The sequence below is a fragment of the Mycobacterium sp. genome (genome assembly GCF_032159565.1).
In the GTDB taxonomy this organism is placed as follows: Bacteria; Actinomycetota; Actinomycetes; order Mycobacteriales; family Mycobacteriaceae; genus Mycobacterium.
In genome coordinates this window covers 23,615-42,597 of sequence record NZ_JAVHWR010000124.1, presented here as the reverse complement: position 1 = coordinate 42,597, position 18,983 = coordinate 23,615, and the positions used below count along the sequence as shown (strand labels likewise).

18 protein-coding genes and 1 tRNA gene are annotated in these 18,983 nt (G+C 67.3%); 11 read left to right on the top strand and 8 right to left on the bottom strand.

Features of this window, described 5'->3' with window-relative positions:
* Positions 1–99 precede the first annotated feature (99 nt).
* On the top strand, positions 100–555 hold the full coding sequence (locus tag QOC76_RS15475) for a DUF4383 domain-containing protein (RefSeq protein ID WP_526357799.1): 456 nt from the start codon (positions 100–102) through the stop codon (positions 553–555).
* Here QOC76_RS15475 and QOC76_RS15470 read toward each other — a convergent pair.
* The 5 genes from QOC76_RS15470 to QOC76_RS15450 all read right to left on the bottom strand — a co-directional run bounded on the left by QOC76_RS15470 (position 552) and on the right by QOC76_RS15450 (position 4,916).
* Positions 552–1,490, bottom strand: a complete 939-nt coding sequence (locus QOC76_RS15470) for a Ppx/GppA phosphatase family protein (protein WP_526357797.1) — start codon at positions 1,488–1,490, stop codon at positions 552–554. The genes QOC76_RS15475 and QOC76_RS15470 overlap by 4 nt on opposite strands.
* Positions 1,491–1,518: 28 nt before the next feature.
* A complete protein-coding gene (locus tag QOC76_RS15465) occupies positions 1,519–2,010 on the bottom strand; it encodes a DUF501 domain-containing protein (protein WP_526357795.1) in 492 nt (163 codons plus the stop codon).
* On the bottom strand, positions 2,003–2,692 hold the full coding sequence (locus QOC76_RS15460) for an FtsB family cell division protein (protein WP_526357793.1): 690 nt from the start codon (positions 2,690–2,692) through the stop codon (positions 2,003–2,005). The genes QOC76_RS15465 and QOC76_RS15460 overlap by 8 nt, the downstream gene beginning before the upstream one ends.
* A gap of 3 nt (positions 2,693–2,695) precedes the next feature.
* Positions 2,696–4,018 (bottom strand): phosphopyruvate hydratase, encoded by a 1,323-nt coding sequence (gene eno, locus QOC76_RS15455; RefSeq protein WP_526357791.1) that lies wholly within the window; start codon positions 4,016–4,018, stop codon positions 2,696–2,698.
* A gap of 166 nt (positions 4,019–4,184) precedes the next feature.
* Positions 4,185–4,916, bottom strand: coding sequence for a lytic transglycosylase domain-containing protein (locus QOC76_RS15450; RefSeq protein ID WP_526357789.1), 732 nt, complete (start codon positions 4,914–4,916; stop codon positions 4,185–4,187).
* Between the two features lie 172 nt (positions 4,917–5,088).
* Here QOC76_RS15450 and QOC76_RS15445 point away from each other — a divergent pair, with 172 nt between their 5' ends.
* Positions 5,089–6,018, top strand: coding sequence for an EfeM/EfeO family lipoprotein (locus QOC76_RS15445; RefSeq protein ID WP_526357787.1), 930 nt, complete (start codon positions 5,089–5,091; stop codon positions 6,016–6,018).
* Positions 6,015–7,277, top strand: a complete 1,263-nt coding sequence (locus QOC76_RS15440; RefSeq protein ID WP_526357785.1) for a Dyp-type peroxidase — start codon at positions 6,015–6,017, stop codon at positions 7,275–7,277. The genes QOC76_RS15445 and QOC76_RS15440 overlap by 4 nt, the downstream gene beginning before the upstream one ends.
* Before the next feature lie 69 nt (positions 7,278–7,346).
* Here QOC76_RS15440 and QOC76_RS15435 read toward each other — a convergent pair whose 3' ends face one another.
* The 3 genes from QOC76_RS15435 to QOC76_RS15425 all read right to left on the bottom strand — a co-directional run bounded on the left by QOC76_RS15435 (position 7,347) and on the right by QOC76_RS15425 (position 12,822).
* Positions 7,347–8,459 carry a nucleoside triphosphate pyrophosphohydrolase gene (locus QOC76_RS15435; RefSeq protein WP_526357783.1) on the bottom strand — a complete coding sequence of 371 codons (1,113 nt, stop codon included), beginning with the start codon at positions 8,457–8,459 and terminating at the stop codon, positions 7,347–7,349.
* Positions 8,456–12,145 carry a transcription-repair coupling factor gene (mfd, locus tag QOC76_RS15430; RefSeq protein ID WP_526357781.1) on the bottom strand — a complete coding sequence of 1,230 codons (3,690 nt, stop codon included), beginning with the start codon at positions 12,143–12,145 and terminating at the stop codon, positions 8,456–8,458. Before mfd ends, QOC76_RS15435 begins: the two co-directional genes overlap by 4 nt.
* A gap of 74 nt (positions 12,146–12,219) precedes the next feature.
* The gene (locus QOC76_RS15425) at positions 12,220–12,822 is read right to left on the bottom strand and encodes a TetR/AcrR family transcriptional regulator (RefSeq protein ID WP_526357823.1); all 603 of its coding nucleotides are present in this window, start codon (positions 12,820–12,822) and stop codon (positions 12,220–12,222) included.
* An 86-nt stretch (positions 12,823–12,908) separates the two neighbouring features.
* Between QOC76_RS15425 and QOC76_RS15420 the strand changes: the two genes are divergently transcribed.
* From QOC76_RS15420 to pth, 8 genes are all read left to right on the top strand, one after another.
* Positions 12,909–12,980: transfer RNA gene (locus tag QOC76_RS15420), tRNA-Gln, on the top strand.
* 21 nt (positions 12,981–13,001) lie between these two features.
* Positions 13,002–14,474: a bifunctional UDP-N-acetylglucosamine diphosphorylase/glucosamine-1-phosphate N-acetyltransferase GlmU gene (gene glmU / locus QOC76_RS15415; RefSeq protein ID WP_526357779.1), complete on the top strand. Its 1,473-nt coding sequence runs from the start codon at positions 13,002–13,004 to the stop codon at positions 14,472–14,474.
* Positions 14,475–14,582: 108 nt separating this feature from the next.
* Positions 14,583–15,563, top strand: a complete 981-nt coding sequence (locus QOC76_RS15410) for a ribose-phosphate diphosphokinase (RefSeq protein WP_526357777.1) — start codon at positions 14,583–14,585, stop codon at positions 15,561–15,563.
* Positions 15,563–15,907, top strand: coding sequence for an arsenate reductase (glutaredoxin) (gene arsC, locus QOC76_RS15405; protein WP_526357775.1), 345 nt, complete (start codon positions 15,563–15,565; stop codon positions 15,905–15,907). Before QOC76_RS15410 ends, arsC begins: the two co-directional genes overlap by 1 nt.
* Before the next feature lie 26 nt (positions 15,908–15,933).
* Complete coding sequence (locus QOC76_RS15400; RefSeq protein WP_526357773.1) at positions 15,934–16,551, top strand: LpqN/LpqT family lipoprotein; 618 nt, start codon at positions 15,934–15,936, stop codon at positions 16,549–16,551.
* Positions 16,552–16,605: 54 nt separating this feature from the next.
* Positions 16,606–17,475, top strand: coding sequence for an oxidoreductase (locus QOC76_RS15395; protein WP_526357771.1), 870 nt, complete (start codon positions 16,606–16,608; stop codon positions 17,473–17,475).
* A 132-nt stretch (positions 17,476–17,607) separates the two neighbouring features.
* Positions 17,608–18,300, top strand: a complete 693-nt coding sequence (locus QOC76_RS15390) for a 50S ribosomal protein L25/general stress protein Ctc (protein WP_526357769.1) — start codon at positions 17,608–17,610, stop codon at positions 18,298–18,300.
* Between the two features lie 18 nt (positions 18,301–18,318).
* On the top strand, positions 18,319–18,897 hold the full coding sequence (gene pth, locus QOC76_RS15385; RefSeq protein WP_526357767.1) for an aminoacyl-tRNA hydrolase: 579 nt from the start codon (positions 18,319–18,321) through the stop codon (positions 18,895–18,897).
* The last annotated feature ends 86 nt before the right edge of the window (positions 18,898–18,983 follow it).

The following is an 18,983-nucleotide window of genomic DNA, read 5'->3' as shown; positions in this document are numbered from 1 at the left end:
GGGCCTGACTCGGCTCGTGGCTCGCCGATTAGCGGGCTAACGCCAGGGGTATGCCTCTAACCTGCTGACCCGTCAATAACTGCGGAGGGAGGCGAGGCGATGGCGAAGACTGCAAAACTAATGGCCGTTCAGGGCGCGGCGGTGATTGTCGCCGCCGCATTCCTGATCGTCGGGGTGCTGGGGTTCATTCCCGGCGTGACGACGCATTACGACCAACTGCAGTGGCTCGGCCACCACTCCGGCGCCCACCTGTTCGGTGTCTTCATGGTTTCCGGCCTGCACAACATCGTCCACATGGCGTTCGGCGCCGCCGGTTTGGCGATGGCGCGCACCTATGCCAAGGCCCGCGCCTATTTCCTCATCGGGGGCCTCGCATACCTGGGGCTGTGGGTCTACGGGTTGGTCATCGACCACGACGGCTCGACCAACTTCGTTCCGGTGAACAACGCCGACAACTGGCTGCACTTCGGGCTCGGGCTCGGCATGGTGCTGTTGGGCCTCACGCTGGCAGGCCAGCACGACCCGACGAAGCGGCGCGCAAAGGTCTCGACCTAGACGATCGACAGCGCGATGCCGTCTAGGATGTCGTGCTCGCTCACCACCAGCTCGTCGATTCCGGCCCGGCTGCCCAGCGCATCCGCCAATTCCTCGACGATGATTGCGCCACCGCCGATTACGTCGACGCGGCCCTCGTGCATCGGGCCCAACGCGGCGCGCTGGTCGTGACTCATCGCGATGATCTCTTCACACACCGGAAGCAGTGCGCCGAACCCGACCCGCGACAGATGAATCGCGGCAGGGTCATACGTCGTCATCCGTTGCGCAAGCGCCGCAAGGGTGGTCATGGTCCCCGCGACGCCCACCCACGTGCGTGCCCGCTCGACGGGCACCACCCGCAGCGCCTCCCCCAGCCGTTCGCGCACCACTTCACGCGCCGCCGCCACCTCGACCGCCGTGGGTGGATCGGTGTGCAGGCAGCGTTCGGTCAACCGGACGCAGCCGATGTCGGCGGAGTAGCCGGCTTGGGCCTCCCGCTCCCCCAGCACCACCTCGGTGGATCCGCCGCCGAGATCGACGACGACGTAAGGCGCTGCAGCGGCGTCTAGTTCGTGGACAGCGCCGTTGAAGGACAGCCTGGCTTCCTCGTCGCCGCTGATCACCTCTGCAACAGCGCCGGGTACGGCGGCGCCCAGCACATCGGCTGTCATGGCGAAGAACACGTCACGGTTGGCGGCGTCACGGGCCGCCGACGTCGCGACCATCCGGACTTTCGAAACATCATGGCGCTTCAGCAGTTCGGCGTAATCGGCCAGGGCGGCTTTCGTCCGCTCGATCGCCTCCGGGGCGAACTGCCCGGTGGCGTCCACGCCCTGGCCCAGTCGCACGATGCGCATCTCGCGGTGGACATCCCGAAGCGAACCGTCGACCGAGTCGGCGATCAGCAGCCTGATCGAGTTGGTGCCGCAGTCGATTGCGGCGACTGTGCTCATGCCTCGGCTCCCGCTCGCTTTCGGGGCGTCATGTCCACACCTCGCGATCCAGAATGCCGGCCATGCCCGGCTCGACGGCCAGCATAGCCAGCGCCTCGTCGCCGAACGGGTTCACACCAGGACCTTTTGCCAGCGAATGCGCGATCAAAACGTGGAGGCACTTCACCCGTTCCGGCATGCCTCCGCCGGAAAACGTGGTGCCCAGCGATTCGATCGCATCGCGCTCGGCCAGATAGGACTCGTGCGCGCGCCGGTATGCGGCAGCCAGTTGCGGGTCGTCGTGCAGTCGATCGGTCATCTCACGCATCAGCCCGGAGGACTCGAGACGGCTGCCCGCCGCCGTGAGCGCCGGATGGGTCAGGTAGTACAGCGTCGGAAACGGCGTGCCGTCAGGCAATCTCGGGGTCGTCTTGACGACGCCGGGCTCCCCGTTCGGGCATCGATAGGCGATCTCCAGGACGCCGCGGGGCTCGCGGCCCAATTGCCGCGCGACGGCATCGAGATCCGGCCGCTCAACCACCGGGAGGCGGAGCATCGGGCGGGGCGGGAGGTGCGGGTGGAACGGAGGGCACAGTGGTCGGGATGTTGTGCGGATCGTCGGCGATCGTGTGCCACAGCGACGTGTACCACGGCTGGCCCGCCCGTGCCGCGGCGGCTTGCTGGGCCGGCTCACCGGGTGCCACCGCACCGGGAGGCAGCTGCACCTGGTACGGGGTGTCGCCGGGCTTCACGAAGCCGAGCCGCTCACGCGCCTGTGCCGCAATGTAAACGGGGTCAGCGAGTTTCGCCTTCTGCTCCTCGAGGCCGGCGATCTCCCCGCGCAGCTTCTCCTCGCTCGCGGCCAGCTGCTTCATCTCGGTTCGCTGGGAGAAATACGTCCGCACGGGGCCCGCAATCGTCAGCGTGAGCACACACACCACCGCGGCCAGAATCGCCGCCCGCCGCGCAGCCGAACCCAGCCGCTGTTCGGACTGCTGCTCGGCGGCCTCGGCGATCGACTTGCGGATCGAATCCGCGGTCGTCGGCTCTTCGTCGGGCTGCGGCTTGGGCCGCGACTCGGCCTTGCGCGGCTCGCGTCGTGCGGGAGACGCTGCCCTCGGACGGCCCCGCGCGGTGTCACCAGCCTTCCCCGACTTGGCCGTCTTGGCCGGTCGGGACGCCGGGGACCGCCGCTTCGGGTCGGGCCGTTTCGCTTCGGGCACAGGCTATTTGGCCTCACCGTCTATGCTTCGCACAAGCGGCTCATCGCCAGGAGCGAACCGCGGAAACGCGAGGTCGCCTGCGAATCGCGCGGCATCGCCGAGCGTCTCCTCGATGCGCAGCAACTGGTTGTACTTGGCGACGCGCTCGCTGCGCGCGGGTGCACCGGTCTTGATCTGCCCGCTGCCGACCGCGACCGCCAGGTCGGCGATCGTGGTGTCCTCGGTTTCGCCGCTGCGATGGCTCATCATGGTGCGGTAGCCGCTGTTGTGTGCGAGCGATACGGCATCGAGCGTCTCGGTCAACGTGCCGATCTGGTTCACCTTGACCAGCAGAGCGTTGGCCGCACCACGCTCGATTCCCTCCTCGAGACGTTCGGGGTTGGTGACGAACAGATCGTCGCCGACGATCTGGACGCGGTCGCCGATCGCGGTCGTCAACGCCACCCAGCCGTCCCAGTCGTCCTCCGACAGCGGATCCTCGATCGAGACGAGCGGATACGCGTCCAGCAGCCCGGCGTAGAACTCGGTCATCTCCTCCGCGCTTCGGATCTGCTTCTCGAAGCTGTAACCCGTTCCCTCAGTGTAGAATTCGGTTGCCGCCACGTCCAGCGCAAGCGCCACGTCGGTACCTGGCTTGAAGCCCGTCGCGTCGATGGCCGACAGGATCAGGTCGAGGGCGGCTTTGGTGCCCGCCACGTCGGGCGCGAATCCGCCCTCGTCGCCCAGTCCGGTGGCCAGGCCCTGCTTCTTGAGGACCGACTTCAGCGAGTGGTACACCTCTGCGCCCCAGCGCAGCGACTCCTTGAAGCTGGGCGCACCGATCGGCGCGACCATGAACTCCTGAACGTCTACGCCGGTGTCGGCGTGTGCGCCGCCGTTGAGGATGTTCATCATCGGCACGGGCAGGACATGGGCGTTCGGTCCGCCGACGTAGCGGAACAGCGGCAGCCCCGCCGATTCCGCGGCGGCCTTGGCCACCGCCAGCGACACACCGAGGATCGCGTTGGCGCCCAACCGCGACTTGTCCGGTGTGCCGTCGAGGTCGAGCAGGGCCTGGTCGATCACCCGCTGGTCGTCGGCGCTCAACCCGATGACCGTGGGCGCGATCTCGTCGAGAACCGCCTCGACGGCCTTGCGCACACCCTTGCCGCCGTAGCGCGATCCGCCGTCGCGCAGCTCCACCGCCTCGTGCTCACCGGTCGAGGCGCCCGACGGCACCGCCGCCCTGGCGAACGTGCCGTCGGTCAGGGCCAACTCGACCTCGACCGTCGGGTTACCGCGGGAGTCGAGGATTTCGCGTGCTCCGACCTGCTCGATGATGGGCACTGGCGCTTCTCCTTGGTCGGTCGAGTTCGGACGGGGGCCTAGGGGATGAGCCTAGTCGGGCGACGATCAAGCGGCGGGGCGCCGCGTTGTGGGGGTACCTCCCACGCGAAGCGTAGGGGGAGAGCTCGACAATCCGGCTCAGAACGTGGTTATGGGGACGGTGCGATTAAAGGGCGTGGCCATCGGCGTAGGCCGTCGCCCAGTCCCTCACGGTGCGGGCGTACTGGTCGGACAAGTTGTAGGCCCGCAGAGCGTTCATCCAGCCTCGTGGCGTGGACAGATTCTTGCCGCGCCAGCACAGATAGCCCGCCGCCGACAGCGCCGCGTCGTCGAAGTTGTCGGGGCTGACCTTGCCGTCGTTGTTCGCGTCGACCCCGTAGAGCCGCCAGGTTTCCGGGATGAATTGCATGGGGCCCATCGCCCGGTCGATACCGGGGTCGCCGTCGAGCAGACCTGAATCGCTGTCGATGATCTGCAGATTGCCCATCGTGCCGTCCAGCCGCACGCCGCGGATCAGCGGCGTGACATCACCGTTCGGCGCGATGGTCGCGCCGCGATAGGTGCCGTGGTGACTCTCCACCATGCCGATTCCCGCGAGTGTGGGCCAGGCCAGATGGCAATCGGGGTTCTCCACCTCGGCGACCCTGGCCGCGTAGGCGTACGCCTCCAGCGCCCCGACGGGTATGCCCAGCGCCGACGCCCGTTCGGCAGCCCAGGAGTGCAGCTGGTCGGCCGGCCTGCCCTTGGCGTGGGTGTCGATCTGTGGGACCGGGTCACCCGTCGGCGGCGGGACGCCTTCGGGAATCGGTGTGCCGAGCTGCCATGAGCAGCTTGCGGCCATCAGCAGCGCTGTCGCGCCGATCACCGCGACAGCCCGCAGCCAAAGCACTGGCGACACCGGACTCCTCAAAACCCTTTGTTGAAATCCATCGTCCCATGGCTCGCAGAGTGCTCCGCCGGACCCGCCGTTGGCGAGCGCTGGTAAGGGCAGGCAAACAATATTTAGGTATGCCTACCCTCGATTGAGCAAAGCGTTGTAATGTTCACGCGTCCGACTACGAGGAGGCTCAATGAAACTGCATCTCACCTGGCCTGTGTCGATTGCGACAGCGGCCTTGGTACTAGCCGGTTGCTCCAGCAGCGACTCAGGCAGTACCGATGAGAGCAGCGAATCGAGTTCGGCCGGCGAGACGTCGACGTCTGCTGCGGCCGCGCCCAGCCCAGAGCTTCAGAAGGCCGCAGACGACTACAAGGCGTACGCCGTCGCCCAGTCCGACGAGCTCGTCAAGGTCGTCAAGGTGTTCACCGACGCCGTGCGCGCGAACAACCTGAAGGCCGCGCAGGAGGCCTTCGCGCCGTCGCGCCAGCCGTGGGAGCGCATCGAACCGATCGCCGGGCTGGTGGAGGACACCGACGCCAAGACCGACTCCCGGGTGGACGATTTCGCCAACGTCGACGATCCGGCCTTTACCGGTTGGCACCGGCTCGAGTACCTGCTGTTCGAGAAGAACACCACCGAGGGCGGCGCGCAGTTCGCCGACCGGCTCGACGCCGACATCGCCAACCTGCAGAAGCAGCTGCCCAGCGTCAAGGTGAAGCCGATCGACGTGGCCAACGGCGCCGCCGAGCTCATCGAGGAGGTCTCGCAGGGCAAGCTGACCGGCGAGGAGGATCGGTACTCCAAGACCGACCTCTACGATTTCGACGCCAACCTGCAGGGATCGCAGGTCGCGATCGACAAGCTGAGCGGGCCGCTCAAGGACGCCAACGCCGAGCTGCTGGGCAAGATCAGCGCCGGGTTCTCGCAGATCTTCGACACCATACGGCCGCTGCACCAGGGCGACGGCTGGGTGAACTTCTGCCCGCAGAACAGTGAGTTCCCGTCGCCGCGGTGCCCGGCGGTCACCGTGACGCCGCCGGTCGTCGACGCGCTCAAGGCGCAGCTGGCCGGCCTGTCGGAAAACCTGTCCCAGGTTGCAGGAGCCTTGAAGCTGCAGTGACCGAGCGGCCACCACGACGAGGACTATCCCGCCGCGGGTTCGTCACCGGGGCGTTGGGCACCGGTGTCGCGGTGGGTGCGGGCGCAGCGCTGGCCGGGTGTTCGTCGCCCGAGCCGGCACCGCCGCGGCTCCCGCAGCCCGAGTTCGTCCGGTTCGAGGGCCGGCATCAAGCGGGCATCACCACGCTGCCGATCCCCGAACAGGGTCTGATTGCCTCATTCAACCTGCACGCCACCGACCGCGCAGGCTTGAAGGCGACGCTGCAGGAACTCACCGAGGAGATCCGCGGGCTGATGGCGGGCAAGCCCCCCGAGACGCGGGATCCCGCTTATCCCCCAGTCGATTCCGGCATCCTCGGCGAGAAACCACCCCCCGACAATCTGTCGGTCCTCGTCGGCCTCGGGGCCTCGGTGTTCGACGACCGGTTCGGCCTGACGGATCGCAGGCCCAAGGAACTGGAAACGATGCCGTTCCTGGCCAACGATCGGCTCGACCCGAAACTGTCCCACGGAGACATCTCGATCATCCTCGAGGCGGGGCACAACGACACCGTGCAGTTCGCGCTGCGGCAGTTGATGCGCCGCACCCGAAGCGACCTGACACTGCGGTGGATGATCGACGGGTACGCCCGCGGCATCGGCGCGGGCAAGACATCGGAGGCCCTCACTCCGCGAAACCTGTTGGGATTCAAGGACGGAACGGCGAACCTCGACGTCGACGACGGCACGCTGATGAACCAGCACGTATGGGTGCAACCGGGAGACGGCGAACCGGAATGGGCGGTCGGCGGTTCGTATCAGGCCGTCCGCATCATCCGGATGTTCGTCGAATTCTGGGACCGTACCCGCCTCGGGGAGCAGGAAGCGCTCATCGGCCGCAAGAAGGTCAGCGGCGCCCCGCTTGGCATGACCGACGAGTTCGCCGATCCCGACTACGCCGAGGACCCCGACGGCAAGCGGGTCCCGTTGGACGCCCACATCCGACTGGCGAACCCCCGCACCACCGAGAGCCAGCAGAACCTGATCCTGCGAAGGGGTTTCAACTACTCGCGCGGTTTCGACGGCGCGGGCAGGCTCGACCAGGGCCTGGCATTCGTCGCCTACCAACGCAGCCTGCAGAAGGGCTTTCTCGCCGTGCAGAGCCGGCTGAGGGGCGAGCCGCTCGAGGAGTACATCCTGCCCGTCGGCGGCGGATTCTTCTTCGTACTGCCGGGGGTTACGGGTTCAGACCGGTTCCTCGGCGATCAACTCGTCGACTGACTCTTGCCCCGAGTGCGCGAATTTCGACGAAATCCCGCCATGGCCGCAGAGTGGATCGCTACGTCGGTTTTACGAGCGCGGTTCGACGGCTTCCTCGTCGACCTCGACACCGTTCGTGCTGAGGTCCTCGGGCGTCGGCTCCGGCACATTGACGGGTGCGGGCTCCGGCACCTCGACGGGCCCGGGCTCCGGCACGTCGGCGGGTGTCGGCTCGGGAATGCGGTCCGGCGCAGGCTCGGTTTCGGCGGATGGCCAGAACTCCCGCCACTCCTCCTCGGTGATGACCCCGAGCGAGGCGATGTCGAGCTCCTCGGGAACGTCCTCGCCGCGACGGTCTGCGGCGATCGCCCTCTCCACTGTGCGCACCGTGTCCATGAACTCCAAAACCTCGCTACGTAGCTCGTTTTCCGCGTCGCCGTCCGGCGACACCGCCACGTTCATCATCGAGGCAGGCAACAGGTCCGCCGGCAAACCCGACTGCCTGACCCGGGCAATCACCTTCTGCGCCAACGCCAATGCGGGCTGCCCCGTTGGTACGTCATCCATGCTCGAATGGTGCGACTTCGCCCTCTTCTCCAGGGCTTTGCGTTCTTCCCATTGTGCCAGTTGGTCATCCAGCGATATCGGCTCACCCGCGAGTACCGCCGGAACACGGTTGGTGAGCTTGCGCTGCAACGAGTCGGCGACATCGTCGATGGTGAACGGGTGCTGCGGTGCGTCCTCGGCGATGCGGGCGTGGAACAACACCTGCAGGAGGACGTCGCCGAGTTCGTCGCGAAGTTCGTCGGCGTTGCCACTGCGCACCGCGTCGAACAACTCGTAGGTCTCTTCCAGCAGGAACCGGCGCAACGAGTCGTGCGTCTGCTCGCTCTCCCACGGGCCGGCCGTGCGCAGCTTGTCCATCATCGCGACGGCGTCGACCAGTCGTTCGCCCGCCTGCGGTTCAGGTGCGGCGATCAGCTTGTCGCCTGCGGCCAAGCGCGCCTGCACCGCGGGATGGTCGGGATCCGACGACAACAACACCGGCGCGTCCTCACCCTCGTAGGCGGGCCGGGCCGACGGAAGCGACCACGGCACCTTGACCGGCATCTCTTCGGTGTACTGGACGTCGCCGGCGAGCAATTCAACCGCCTCGACCGGAATCAATGAGGGGCGGCGCGGGTCGACCAGAACGACAGTCATCGCGCTTGTCGTTCAGTCATTCCCGAAACACCTCCGACGTTCGTTATATCAACATCGTCCTGCGGTTTTCCATTGAGGGCCAATATCAAACCGGCCACCATCTGCAGGAGTTCGACATCGCGGATCCGCGGTGCGCCGACGCCGCTGCCCGTTCGGGGTATCGGCACCTGCACCGTCGACGTCGTCGCGCGGTAGTTCGCACTTGGGTGCATCCGCTTCAGCCGCAGTTGTTGGGAGTCCAACAACGTCAACGGCGACAGTCGCAGCGTCGACTCCGACGGTGCGCTGATCTCGGTAACGCCGTACTCGCGCGCCAACAACCGCAGCCGCGCGACCGAGACAAGGCGCCGGGCCGGCTCCGGCAGCGGGCCGTACCTGTCGACGAGTTCGTCGACCACGGCGCCGACGGCATCCTGGTCGGCCGCCGAGGCCAACCGCCGGTAGCCCTCCAGCCGCAGCCGGTCGCTGGCGATGTAGTCCGGCGGAAGATGTGCGTCGACCGGTAGATCGATGCGCACATCCTTGGGTTCCTCAACGGCGGCAACGGTTTCCCCATCGGCGGCCGCTCGATACGCTTCCACGGCTTCGCCGACCAGCCGCACGTACAGGTCGAACCCGACACCCGCGACATGTCCTGACTGTTCGGCGCCGAGCACGTTGCCCGCGCCGCGAATCTCCAAGTCCTTCATCGCAACCGCCATGCCCGCGCCGAGTTCGTTGTTCTGCGCGATGGTGGCCAGCCGGTCGTAGGCGGTCTCGGTCAGCGGAACCTCGGGCGGGTACATGAAATACGCGTATCCGCGCTCCCGGCTGCGGCCGACCCTGCCGCGCAGCTGATGCAGCTGCGACAGCCCGAACGTGTCGGCGCGTTCGACGATCAACGTGTTGGCGTTGGAGATGTCCAGACCCGTTTCGACGATGGTCGTGCAGACCAGGATGTCGTATTCGCGGTTCCAGAAGCCCTCGACCGTGCGTTCCAGCTGCTCCTCGGGCATCTGCCCGTGCGCCACGACGACGCGCGCCTCCGGCACGAGCGCCTTCAGCCGAGCGGCGGCCTGGTCGATCGACCGCACCCGGTTGTGGATGTAGAACGCCTGCCCGTCGCGCAGCAGCTCACGGCGAAGGGCGGCCGCGATCTGCTTGTCGGAGTGCGGCCCGACGTAGGTCAGCACCGGATAGCGCTCCTCGGGCGGGGTGAGGATCGTCGACATCTCGCGGATTCCGGCCAGGCTCATCTCCAGCGTGCGCGGAATGGGGGTGGCGCTCATGGTCAGCACGTCGACGTGGGTGCGCATCGACTTGATGTGCTCCTTGTGCTCGACGCCGAAGCGCTGCTCCTCGTCGACGACGACGAGACCGAGGTCTTTCCAGGTCACCCCCGTCTGCAGCAGCCGGTGCGTGCCGATCACGATGTCGACCGACCCGTCTCGCATGCCTTCGAGCACCGCCCGCGACTCCGCCCCATCGGTGAACCGCGACAGCCCCTTCACGGTGACAGGGAAGCCGGCCATCCGCTCGGAGAACGTCTGCAGGTGCTGGTCGGCCAGCAGCGTCGTCGGCACCAGCACCGCCGCCTGCTTGCCGTCCTGCACCGCCTTGAACGCCGCGCGCACCGCGATCTCGGTCTTGCCGTAGCCCACGTCGCCGCAGATCACCCGGTCCATCGGGACCGGCTTCTCCATATCGCCTTTGACCTCGGTGATCGCGGTGAGCTGGTCGACCGTCTCGGTGAACCCGAACGCGTCCTCCATCTCGGCCTGCCACGGCGTGTCCGGGCCGAACGCATGCCCCGCCGAGGCCTGCCGCTTGGCATACAGCGACACCAGCTCGCTGGCGATCTCGCGGACCGCCCGTCGCGCCTTGGTCTTGGTGTTCGCCCAGTCGCTGCCGCCGAGTCGGCTCAGGGTCGGCGCCTCGCCGCCGACGTAGCGGGACAGCTGGTCGAGCGAGTCCATCGGCACGAACAGCTTGTCCGTTTTACTCGCCGCGCCACCTCTTTTCCCAGACGCGTACTCGAGCACCAAGTACTCGCGACGGGCGCCGCCGACCGTGCGTTCCACCATCTCGACGAAGCGCCCGATGCCGTGCTGATCGTGCACCACCAGGTCGCCCGCGGTCAGCGCCAGCGGGTCGACGACGTTGCGGCGCTTGGCGGCCAGCCGCTTGCCCTCCGGCGCGGTGACCCGATTGCCGGTCAGATCCGTTTCGGTGATGATGACGAGGTTGGCGCCCGGCAGCACCACACCGTCGTGCAGCGGACCCTTGATGACGCCGACGACACCCGGCCTGGGCGTCTCGCCCGGCTCCAACATCGACGCGGGCGTCTCGGCGTCGGCCAGCTGCTCGCAGACCCGGTGCGCGGTGCCGGTGCCAGGGGTGACGACGGCCGCCGATCCGCCGGTCGCGACGTGCGCGCGCAGCATGGCGAAGATCTCGTCGACGCCGAACTGCTGGCCGCGCGTGGACGGCGACGGGCGGATATCCAGCTCGATGGCCGTCTCCCCCTCGTCCTCTCCGCCCGTGTACGCGGTGAGCTGCGAAAGAGTCCACCACGGGTGACCGCCCGAACGGGCGCCCGCGATGACGTCCTCGAGGTTCAGATAGCCCGACGCGCCGAGCGCCTCGATGTCGATGGGTGCGTCGCCGCCGACGGCGGCCGTCGACCACGAGGCTTCGAGGAACTCGCGGCCGGTCTTGATCAGGTCGCCGGCCCTGGTGCGGATCTTCTCGGGGTCGCAGATCAGCAGCGGCGTGTGCGCGGGTAGGTGGTCGCTGAGCAGGGAGAGTTCGGCGGGACGCAACAGCGGAAGCAGTGACTCCATGCCGTCGACGGCGATGCCCTCGCCGAGCTTGGCCAGCATGTCGGGCACGCTGCCGGGCACCTCGGTGCCGGTTCTGGGGTGCTCGGCGGCGAGTTCGAACGCGCGGACCCGGACGTCGTCGGTCAGCAGCAGTTCGCTGCACGGCACGGCGAACACCGTGTCGACGTCGATGTCCGGGATCGAGCGCTGGTCGGCGACCGAGAACATCCGGATCTCGGAAACCTCGTCGCCCCAGAACTCGACACGCACGGGATGCTCGGCGGTGGGCGGGAACAGGTCGAGGATTCCGCCGCGCACGGCGAACTCCCCGCGCTTGCCGACCATGTCGACGCGGGTGTAGGCCAGCTCGACCAGCCGGTGGATGACGCCGTCGAAATCGGCGTCCTCGCCGCGCGTGAGCGTGACGGGCTCGATGTCGGCAAGGTCCGGCGCCATAGGCTGCACCAGCGAGCGGACCGTGGTGACCACGACCCGCAGCGGCGGCCCGAGCCGCTCGTCGTCGGGGTTGGCAAGCCGGCGCAGCACCATCATCCGCGCGCCGACGGTGTCCACCCCCGGGGACAGCCGTTCGTGCGGCAGCGTCTCCCATGACGGGAACAGCGCCGCCGAATCGCCGTAGACGCCGCGCAGTTCGGCGGTCAGATCGTCGGCTTCGCGGCCGGTGGCGGTGACGACGAGCAGCGGCCCGGCCTCGGCGAGCGCGCAGGCGGCGAACAGCCTGGCGCTGGCGGGTCCGATGAGAGCGAGATCGGCGGGTCTGTCGGCTGCACGGCTGGTGACCTCCTGTAGACAGGGGTCGCGCAGCGCCAGGTCAACGAGGCCCGCGATCGGGGTTTGGACACGAACGGTCCCCGATGCGGTCATGATGATTCCATCTTAGGCACTTGCGATTTCGGCGCGCTTTCGTGTGTCGAGCGCCACTGCGCACGCCGATTCCGCTACTCGTCGAGCAGCGGCGGGTCGTTCTCCAGGTGCATCAGCCCGTTCCAGCACAGGTTGACCAGATGCGCGGCTACCACTTCCTTCTTCGGCTCGCGCACGTCGAGCCACCACTGCGCGGTCATCGACACCGACCCGACGAGCGCCTGCGCGTACAGCGGAGCCATTTCCGGGTCGAGGCCGCGACGGGAGAAGTCCCCGGCCAGGATCGACGACACCTGGTTGACGGCATCGTTCAACAGCGTCGAGTAGGTGCCCGATGTGATGGCGGCCGGCGAGTCGCGGATCAGGATGCGGAATCCGTCGGTGCGTTCGTCGACGTAGGTCAGCAGGGCCAGCGTGACCCGCTCGATGCGCAGCCGCGAGCGGTTGTTGGTCGTCCTGGTCAGCGACGAGGTGATGCCGTCCAGCAGCGCAGACATCTCGCGGTCGACCACCACCGCGTAGAGGCCCTCCTTGCCGCCGAAATGCTCGTAGACGACGGGCTTGGAGACGTTGGCGCGCTGGGCGATCTCCTCGACCGAGGTGCCCTCGTATCCGCGCTCGGCGAACAACGACCGAGCGATGTCGATCAGCTGGTGACGCCGCTCGGCACCGGTCATCCGGGCGCGTGGTACACGCAGTTCCTTCTCTGGCACTGCCACACCGGTCAGCCTAGTTGCTTGGACTAACATCACGGGTTGATCAGTCCGTCGTGGTGTAATCGGCAGCACCTCTGATTTTGGTTCAGATAGTTCAGGTTCGAGTCCTGGCGACGGAGCTTCCCGATGAGGACAGGCAGATGAGCGAGCACGGCCAATCCGCGGTTCTGGTGATGGCCGCAGGCGCCGGCACCCGGATGCGATCCGACATCCCGAAGGTGTTGCACACGCTGGCGGGCCGGAGCATGCTCGCGCACGTCCTGCACTCGATCGCCAAGGTCGCCCCGCAACACCTCGTCGTCGTGCTCGGCCACGACCGCGACCGCATCACCCCGGCAGTCGCCGAGCTGGCGGAGTCGCTCGGCCGACAGATCGACATCGCGGTGCAGGATGAGCAGCACGGCACCGGGCACGCCGTCGGCTGCGGGTTGACCGCTCTGCCCGCCGACTTCGCGGGCACCGTCGTGGTGACCTCCGGCGACGTTCCGCTGATGGACGCCGACACTCTGGCCGAGCTGATCGCCGCCCATAGCGCCGCGACTGCCGCGGCGACCGTGCTGACGACGACCCTGCCCGACCCGACCGGCTACGGCCGCGTGCTGCGCACCCAGGACCGTGAAGTGATCGGCATCGTGGAGGAAGTGGACGCCACCCGGTCGCAGCAGGCCATCAGCGAGGTCAACGCGGGCGTGTACGCCTTCGACATCGAAGTTCTGCGATCCGCCTTGAACCGGTTGCGGCCTCACAACGCCCAGCAGGAGCTCTACCTCACCGACGTCATCTCGATCATCCGCCAGGACGGCCTGATCGTGCGGGCTCAGCACGTCGACGACGCCGCGCTGGTGGCGGGCATCAACGACCGGGTGCAGCTGTCCGAGCTGGCCGCCGAACTGAACCGCCGCATCGTGGCCGCCCACCAGCGCGCGGGCGTGACGGTCGTCGACCCCGCCAGCACGTGGATCGACGTCGACGTGACCGTCGGCCGCGACACCGTCATCCAGCCCGGCACCCAGTTGCTGGGCACCACCCGCATCGGCGGCCGCTGCGAGATCGGCCCCGACACCACCCTGACCGACGTCGCCGTCGGCGAAGGCGCGTCGGTGGTCCGCACCCACGGCTCCGTCTCCGCCATCGGCGACGACGCCGTCGTCGGCCCGTTCACCTACCTGCGGCCCGGCACGGTGCTGGGCGACGTCGGCAAGCTCGGCGCGTTCGTCGAGACCAAGAACGCCACGCTGGGCGCCGGCACCAAGGTGCCGCACCTCACCTACGTCGGCGACGCGGACATCGGCGAGCACAGCAATATCGGTGCGTCGAGCGTCTTCGTCAACTACGACGGCGAGACCAAACGGCGTACCAAGATCGGGTCGCATGTGCGCACCGGCTCGGACACGATGTTCGTCGCGCCCGTCACGATCGGCGACGGCGCGTACACCGGAGCGGGCACCGTGGTGCGCGACGACGTGCCGCCGGGTGCGCTGGCCGTTTCGGCGGCCCCGCAGCGCAATATCGAGGGCTGGGTCGAGCGCAAGCGCCCCGGATCGAAAGCCGCCGAGGCGGCCCGAAGGGCCAACGAATCCAGCGAAGGCGCCGACCCTGACGACGACGAATAGACGTGAGCCGGTCGGTTTCCGTTCTCGTTCTGGCAACCCGGCCACGGGCGGCGCGCCGTGATACGTACGATTAGGCCGATATCGATCCCCGAAGGGCGAGGGAACACAGTGGGCACCGAGTGGACCGACAACCGCAAGAATCTGATGCTGTTCTCCGGTCGCGCGCACCCGGAACTGGCCGAACAGGTCGCCAAGGAGCTCGACGTCCCGGTCACCGCCCAAACTGCCCGCGACTTCTCCAACGGCGAGATCTTCGTCCGCTTCGACGAGTCGGTGCGCGGTTGTGACGCGTTCGTGCTGCAGAGCCATCCGGCGCCGCTGAACACGTGGCTGATGGAACAGCTGATCATGATCGATGCGCTCAAGCGCGGCAGCGCCAAGCGGATCACCGCGATCCTGCCGTTCTATCCGTACGCCCGTCAGGACAAGAAGCACCGCGGCCGCGAGCCGATCTCCGCGCGTCTGGTCGCCGACCTGTTCAAGACGGCCGGTGCGAACCGGATCCTCACCGTCGACCTGCATACCGACCAGATTCAGGGTTTCTTCGACGGCCCGGTCGACCACATGCGGGCACAGAACCTGCTGACCGGCCACATCGCCGAGAACTACCACGACCACGACATGGTCGTGGTGTCACCGGATTCCGGCCGCGTGCGCGTGGCCGAGAAATGGGCCGACGCTCTGGGCGGCGTGCCGCTGGCCTTCATCCACAAGACCCGCGACCCCCTGGTGCCCAACCAGGTGAAGTCGAACCGCGTGGTCGGTGACGTGCGGGGCAAGACCTGCATCCTCACCGACGACATGATCGACACCGGCGGCACGATCGCCGGGGCGGTCAACCTGTTGCATCAGGACGGTGCGAAGGACGTCATCATCGCCGCGACGCATGGCGTGCTGTCCGATCCGGCGCCGCAGCGGCTGGCCGAATGCGGCGCTCGGGAAGTCATCGTCACCAACACACTGCCGATCGGCGAGGAGAAGCAGTTCCCGCAGCTGACGGTATTGTCCATCGCGCCGCTGCTGGCCAGCACCATTCGCGCGGTGTTCGAGAATGGTTCGGTGACAGGACTTTTCGACGGGTCGGCTTAGTGTCGAATTCGGTCATCTATCACAATCCCCGCTGCACGACCTCGCGGAAGACGCTGGAGTTGCTGCGGGACAACGGCATCGAGCCGACGATCATCCAGTATCTGAAGACGCCGCCGTCGCGGGCCGAACTCGTCAAGCTGATCAACGACGCAGGCATCGACGTTCGGACCGCGGTGCGCAGGCGTGAACCTCTCTACGCCGAGCTGAACCTCGCGGACGCCGACGACGACGAACTGCTCGACGCCATGGCCGCGCACCCGATTCTCATCGAGCGGCCGTTCGTCGTCACCCCCAGAGGCACGCGACTGGCCAGGCCGCTGGACTCGGTTCGCGAGGTTCTGTGATCCGTCACCGCTTTGCGGCGACTCTCGTGTTGCTGGCCGTCGCCGCGGCAGGCTGCGGGGCGCAGTCCCCCGACTACACGTCGCTGTTGACCACCACCACGAGTGCCAAGCCGACGGAGACGACGACGCCGGTTCCGATCTCGCAGTACCTGGAGAGCGCGGGCGTGGTCGGGCAACCCGTCGCGCCCGACAAGCTGACCGACCTCATCGTCACGATGCCGAGTCCGAAAGGCTGGGCGCAGTACAGCAATCCGAGGTTCGCACCGGGCACTCGCGTCATCGCCAAGGGCGACACCTACCCGACCGCGATGTTGATGGTGTTTCAACTCAGCGGCGGGGACTTCGACGCGAAGAAGGCCATCGAGCACGGCAACGCCGACGCCGAACTGTCGGAGAACTTCAAGAAACTCAACGCTTCTCTCGACAACTTCAAGGGGTTCCCGTCGTCGATGATCGAGGGCAGCTACGACCTCAACGGCAGGCGGATGCACTCCTACAACCGGGTCGTCATCGCCACCGGTGCGGCACCAGCCAACCAGCGCTACCTGATTCAGTTCACCGTGACCGGCTATGCCGACAAGGCCCGCGACGAGGCGCCCGACATCGAGGCGGTCATCAGCGGGTTCAACGTCGCCAAGAAGTGATCGGCATCGCCGCGCCCGCGGGTCGCAGAAAATCATCCGGATAGGGTGTCTGTCATGAGTGGATGGACCGCCGCCGACCTGCCCTCGTTCACCGGACGTAGCGTCATCGTCACCGGCGCCAACAGCGGCCTCGGCGAAATCACCGCACGTGAGCTCGCACGCGTCGGCGCCAAGGTGATCCTGGCCGTGCGCAACACCGACAAGGGCGATGCGGCCGCCTCGGGCATGACGGGCGACGTCGAGGTCCGCAAGCTGGATCTGCAGGATCTGGCGTCGGTGCGGGCGTTCGCCGACGGTGTGGATGCCGTCGACGTGCTGGTGAACAACGCGGGCATCATGGCGGTGCCCTACGCGCAGACCGTCGACGGGTTCGAAAGCCAGATCGGCACCAATCATCTCGGCCACTTCGCGCTGACCAACCTGCTGCTGCCGAAGATCACCGACCGCGTGGTCACGGTGTCGTCGATGGTGCACCTGATGGGCTACATCAGCCTCAAGGACCTCAACTGGAAGTCGCGGCCGTACCTGGCGTGGCCGGCATACGGCCAGTCGAAGCTGGCCAACCTGCTCTTCACCAGCGAGCTTCAGCGCCGCCTGAGCACTGCCGGATCAACGCTGAAGGCACATGCCGCCCACCCCGGCTACTCCGAAACCAATCTGCAGGGCAACACCGGCAACCCCATCGGAACGAAGTTGATCGGTTTCGTGACTCCGTTGGTGGGCACTGACGCCGGCTTCGGCGCGAGGCAGACGCTATATGCGGCCTCCCAGGAGCTGCCCGGCGACAGCTTCATCGGTCCACGGTTCGTAATGCGCGGGCCGACCGGGCCGACCCCGCGCAGCCCGCTTGCCCGCGACGCGAAGCGCGCCGCCGCCCTATGGGAACTGTCCGAGCAGCTCACGGGCACCAAATTCGCACTCTGAGCTGCTGATGCGCTAACCTGTGTCGGCGTCACGGCGAGGGTGGCATCTGCCACCGTTATCGACGGGAACACGCATTGCGTGATCGCGACCCTGCCGCGGACGAGGAACAACCGGCATAGAGGAGCAACACGCATGGCCAAGACTGCAGCTCGCAGCGAGAACAAACTGACGGCATCGGTACGCCACGAGACCGGCAAGGGCGCATCGCGTCGTGCCCGGCGCGCAGGCCAGGTGCCTGCCGTGCTCTACGGCCACGGCGCCGACCCCAAGCACCTGTTGCTGCCCGGCCGCGACTTCGCCGCGGTGCTGCGGCACACCGGCACCAACGCGGTGCTGACCCTCGACATCGAGGGCGAGGAGCAACTCGCGTTGACGAAGTCGCTCGAGATCCATCCGATCCGTCGCAACATCCAGCACGCCGACCTACTCGTGGTCCGCCGCGGCGAGAAGGTGACCGTCGAGGTCAACGTGATCGTCGAAGGCGAGGCCATCCCCGGCACCCTGGTCACCCAGGACACCAACACGATCGAGATCGAGTCGGACGTCCAGGCCATTCCCGATCAGCTCACCGTCTCGGTCGAGGGCGCCGACATCGGCACTCAGTTCACCGCGGCCTCCATCCCGCTGCCCGACGGCGTCTCGCTGATATCTGATCCCGAGATGCTGGTCGTCAACGTCGTTGCCGCACCGACCGCCGAGGATCTGGAGGCCGAGGGCGGAGGCGAAGCCGCCGCGGCTGAAGGCGAAGAGACCGCGGAAGGCGAAGGGGCCGACGAGGACACCGGCGACGGCGGGGAGTCACCCGCCGAAGCATCCTCCGAATAGCCGGATCGTCCCCGCGACATGGCCGAGCCACTTCTCGTGGTGGGCCTGGGCAATCCCGGGCCCAACTACGCCACGACGCGGCACAACCTCGGCTTCATGGTCGTCGACGTGCTGGCCGACCGCATGGGCGAGAAGTTCAAGGTGCACAAGAAGTCCGGCGCGGAGGTCGTCACCGGCAGGCTGGCGGGCCGTTCGGTCGTGCTGGCCAAGCCGCGCGTGTACATGAACGAGTCCGGCCGCCAGGTCGGACCGCTGGCGAAGTTCTACTCCGTGCCGCCCGCCGATGTCGTGATCGTGCATGACGAACTCGACATCGACTTCGGGCGGATACGACTGAAGTTCGGCGGCGGCGTAGCGGGTCACAACGGCCTGCGTTCCGTGGCCTCCGCGCTCGGCAGCAACGACTTCCAACGGGTGCGCATCGGCATCGGCCGCCCGCCGGGTCGCAAGTCGGGGGCGTCGTTCGTGTTGGAGAACTTCAGCGCAGCAGAGCGGCCCGAGGTTCCGGTGATCTGCGAACAGGCCGCCGACGCAACCGAATTGCTGATTACACAGGGCCTCGAGCCGGCGCAGAACACCGTGCACGCCTGGCCGTGACCCCCTCGCACCGCGATGGGCTAGGGTTCCCCTCGCACCGCGAGCGACCGTGTTTGTACGGCGACACGCCGTGTTTCGGCGTAATT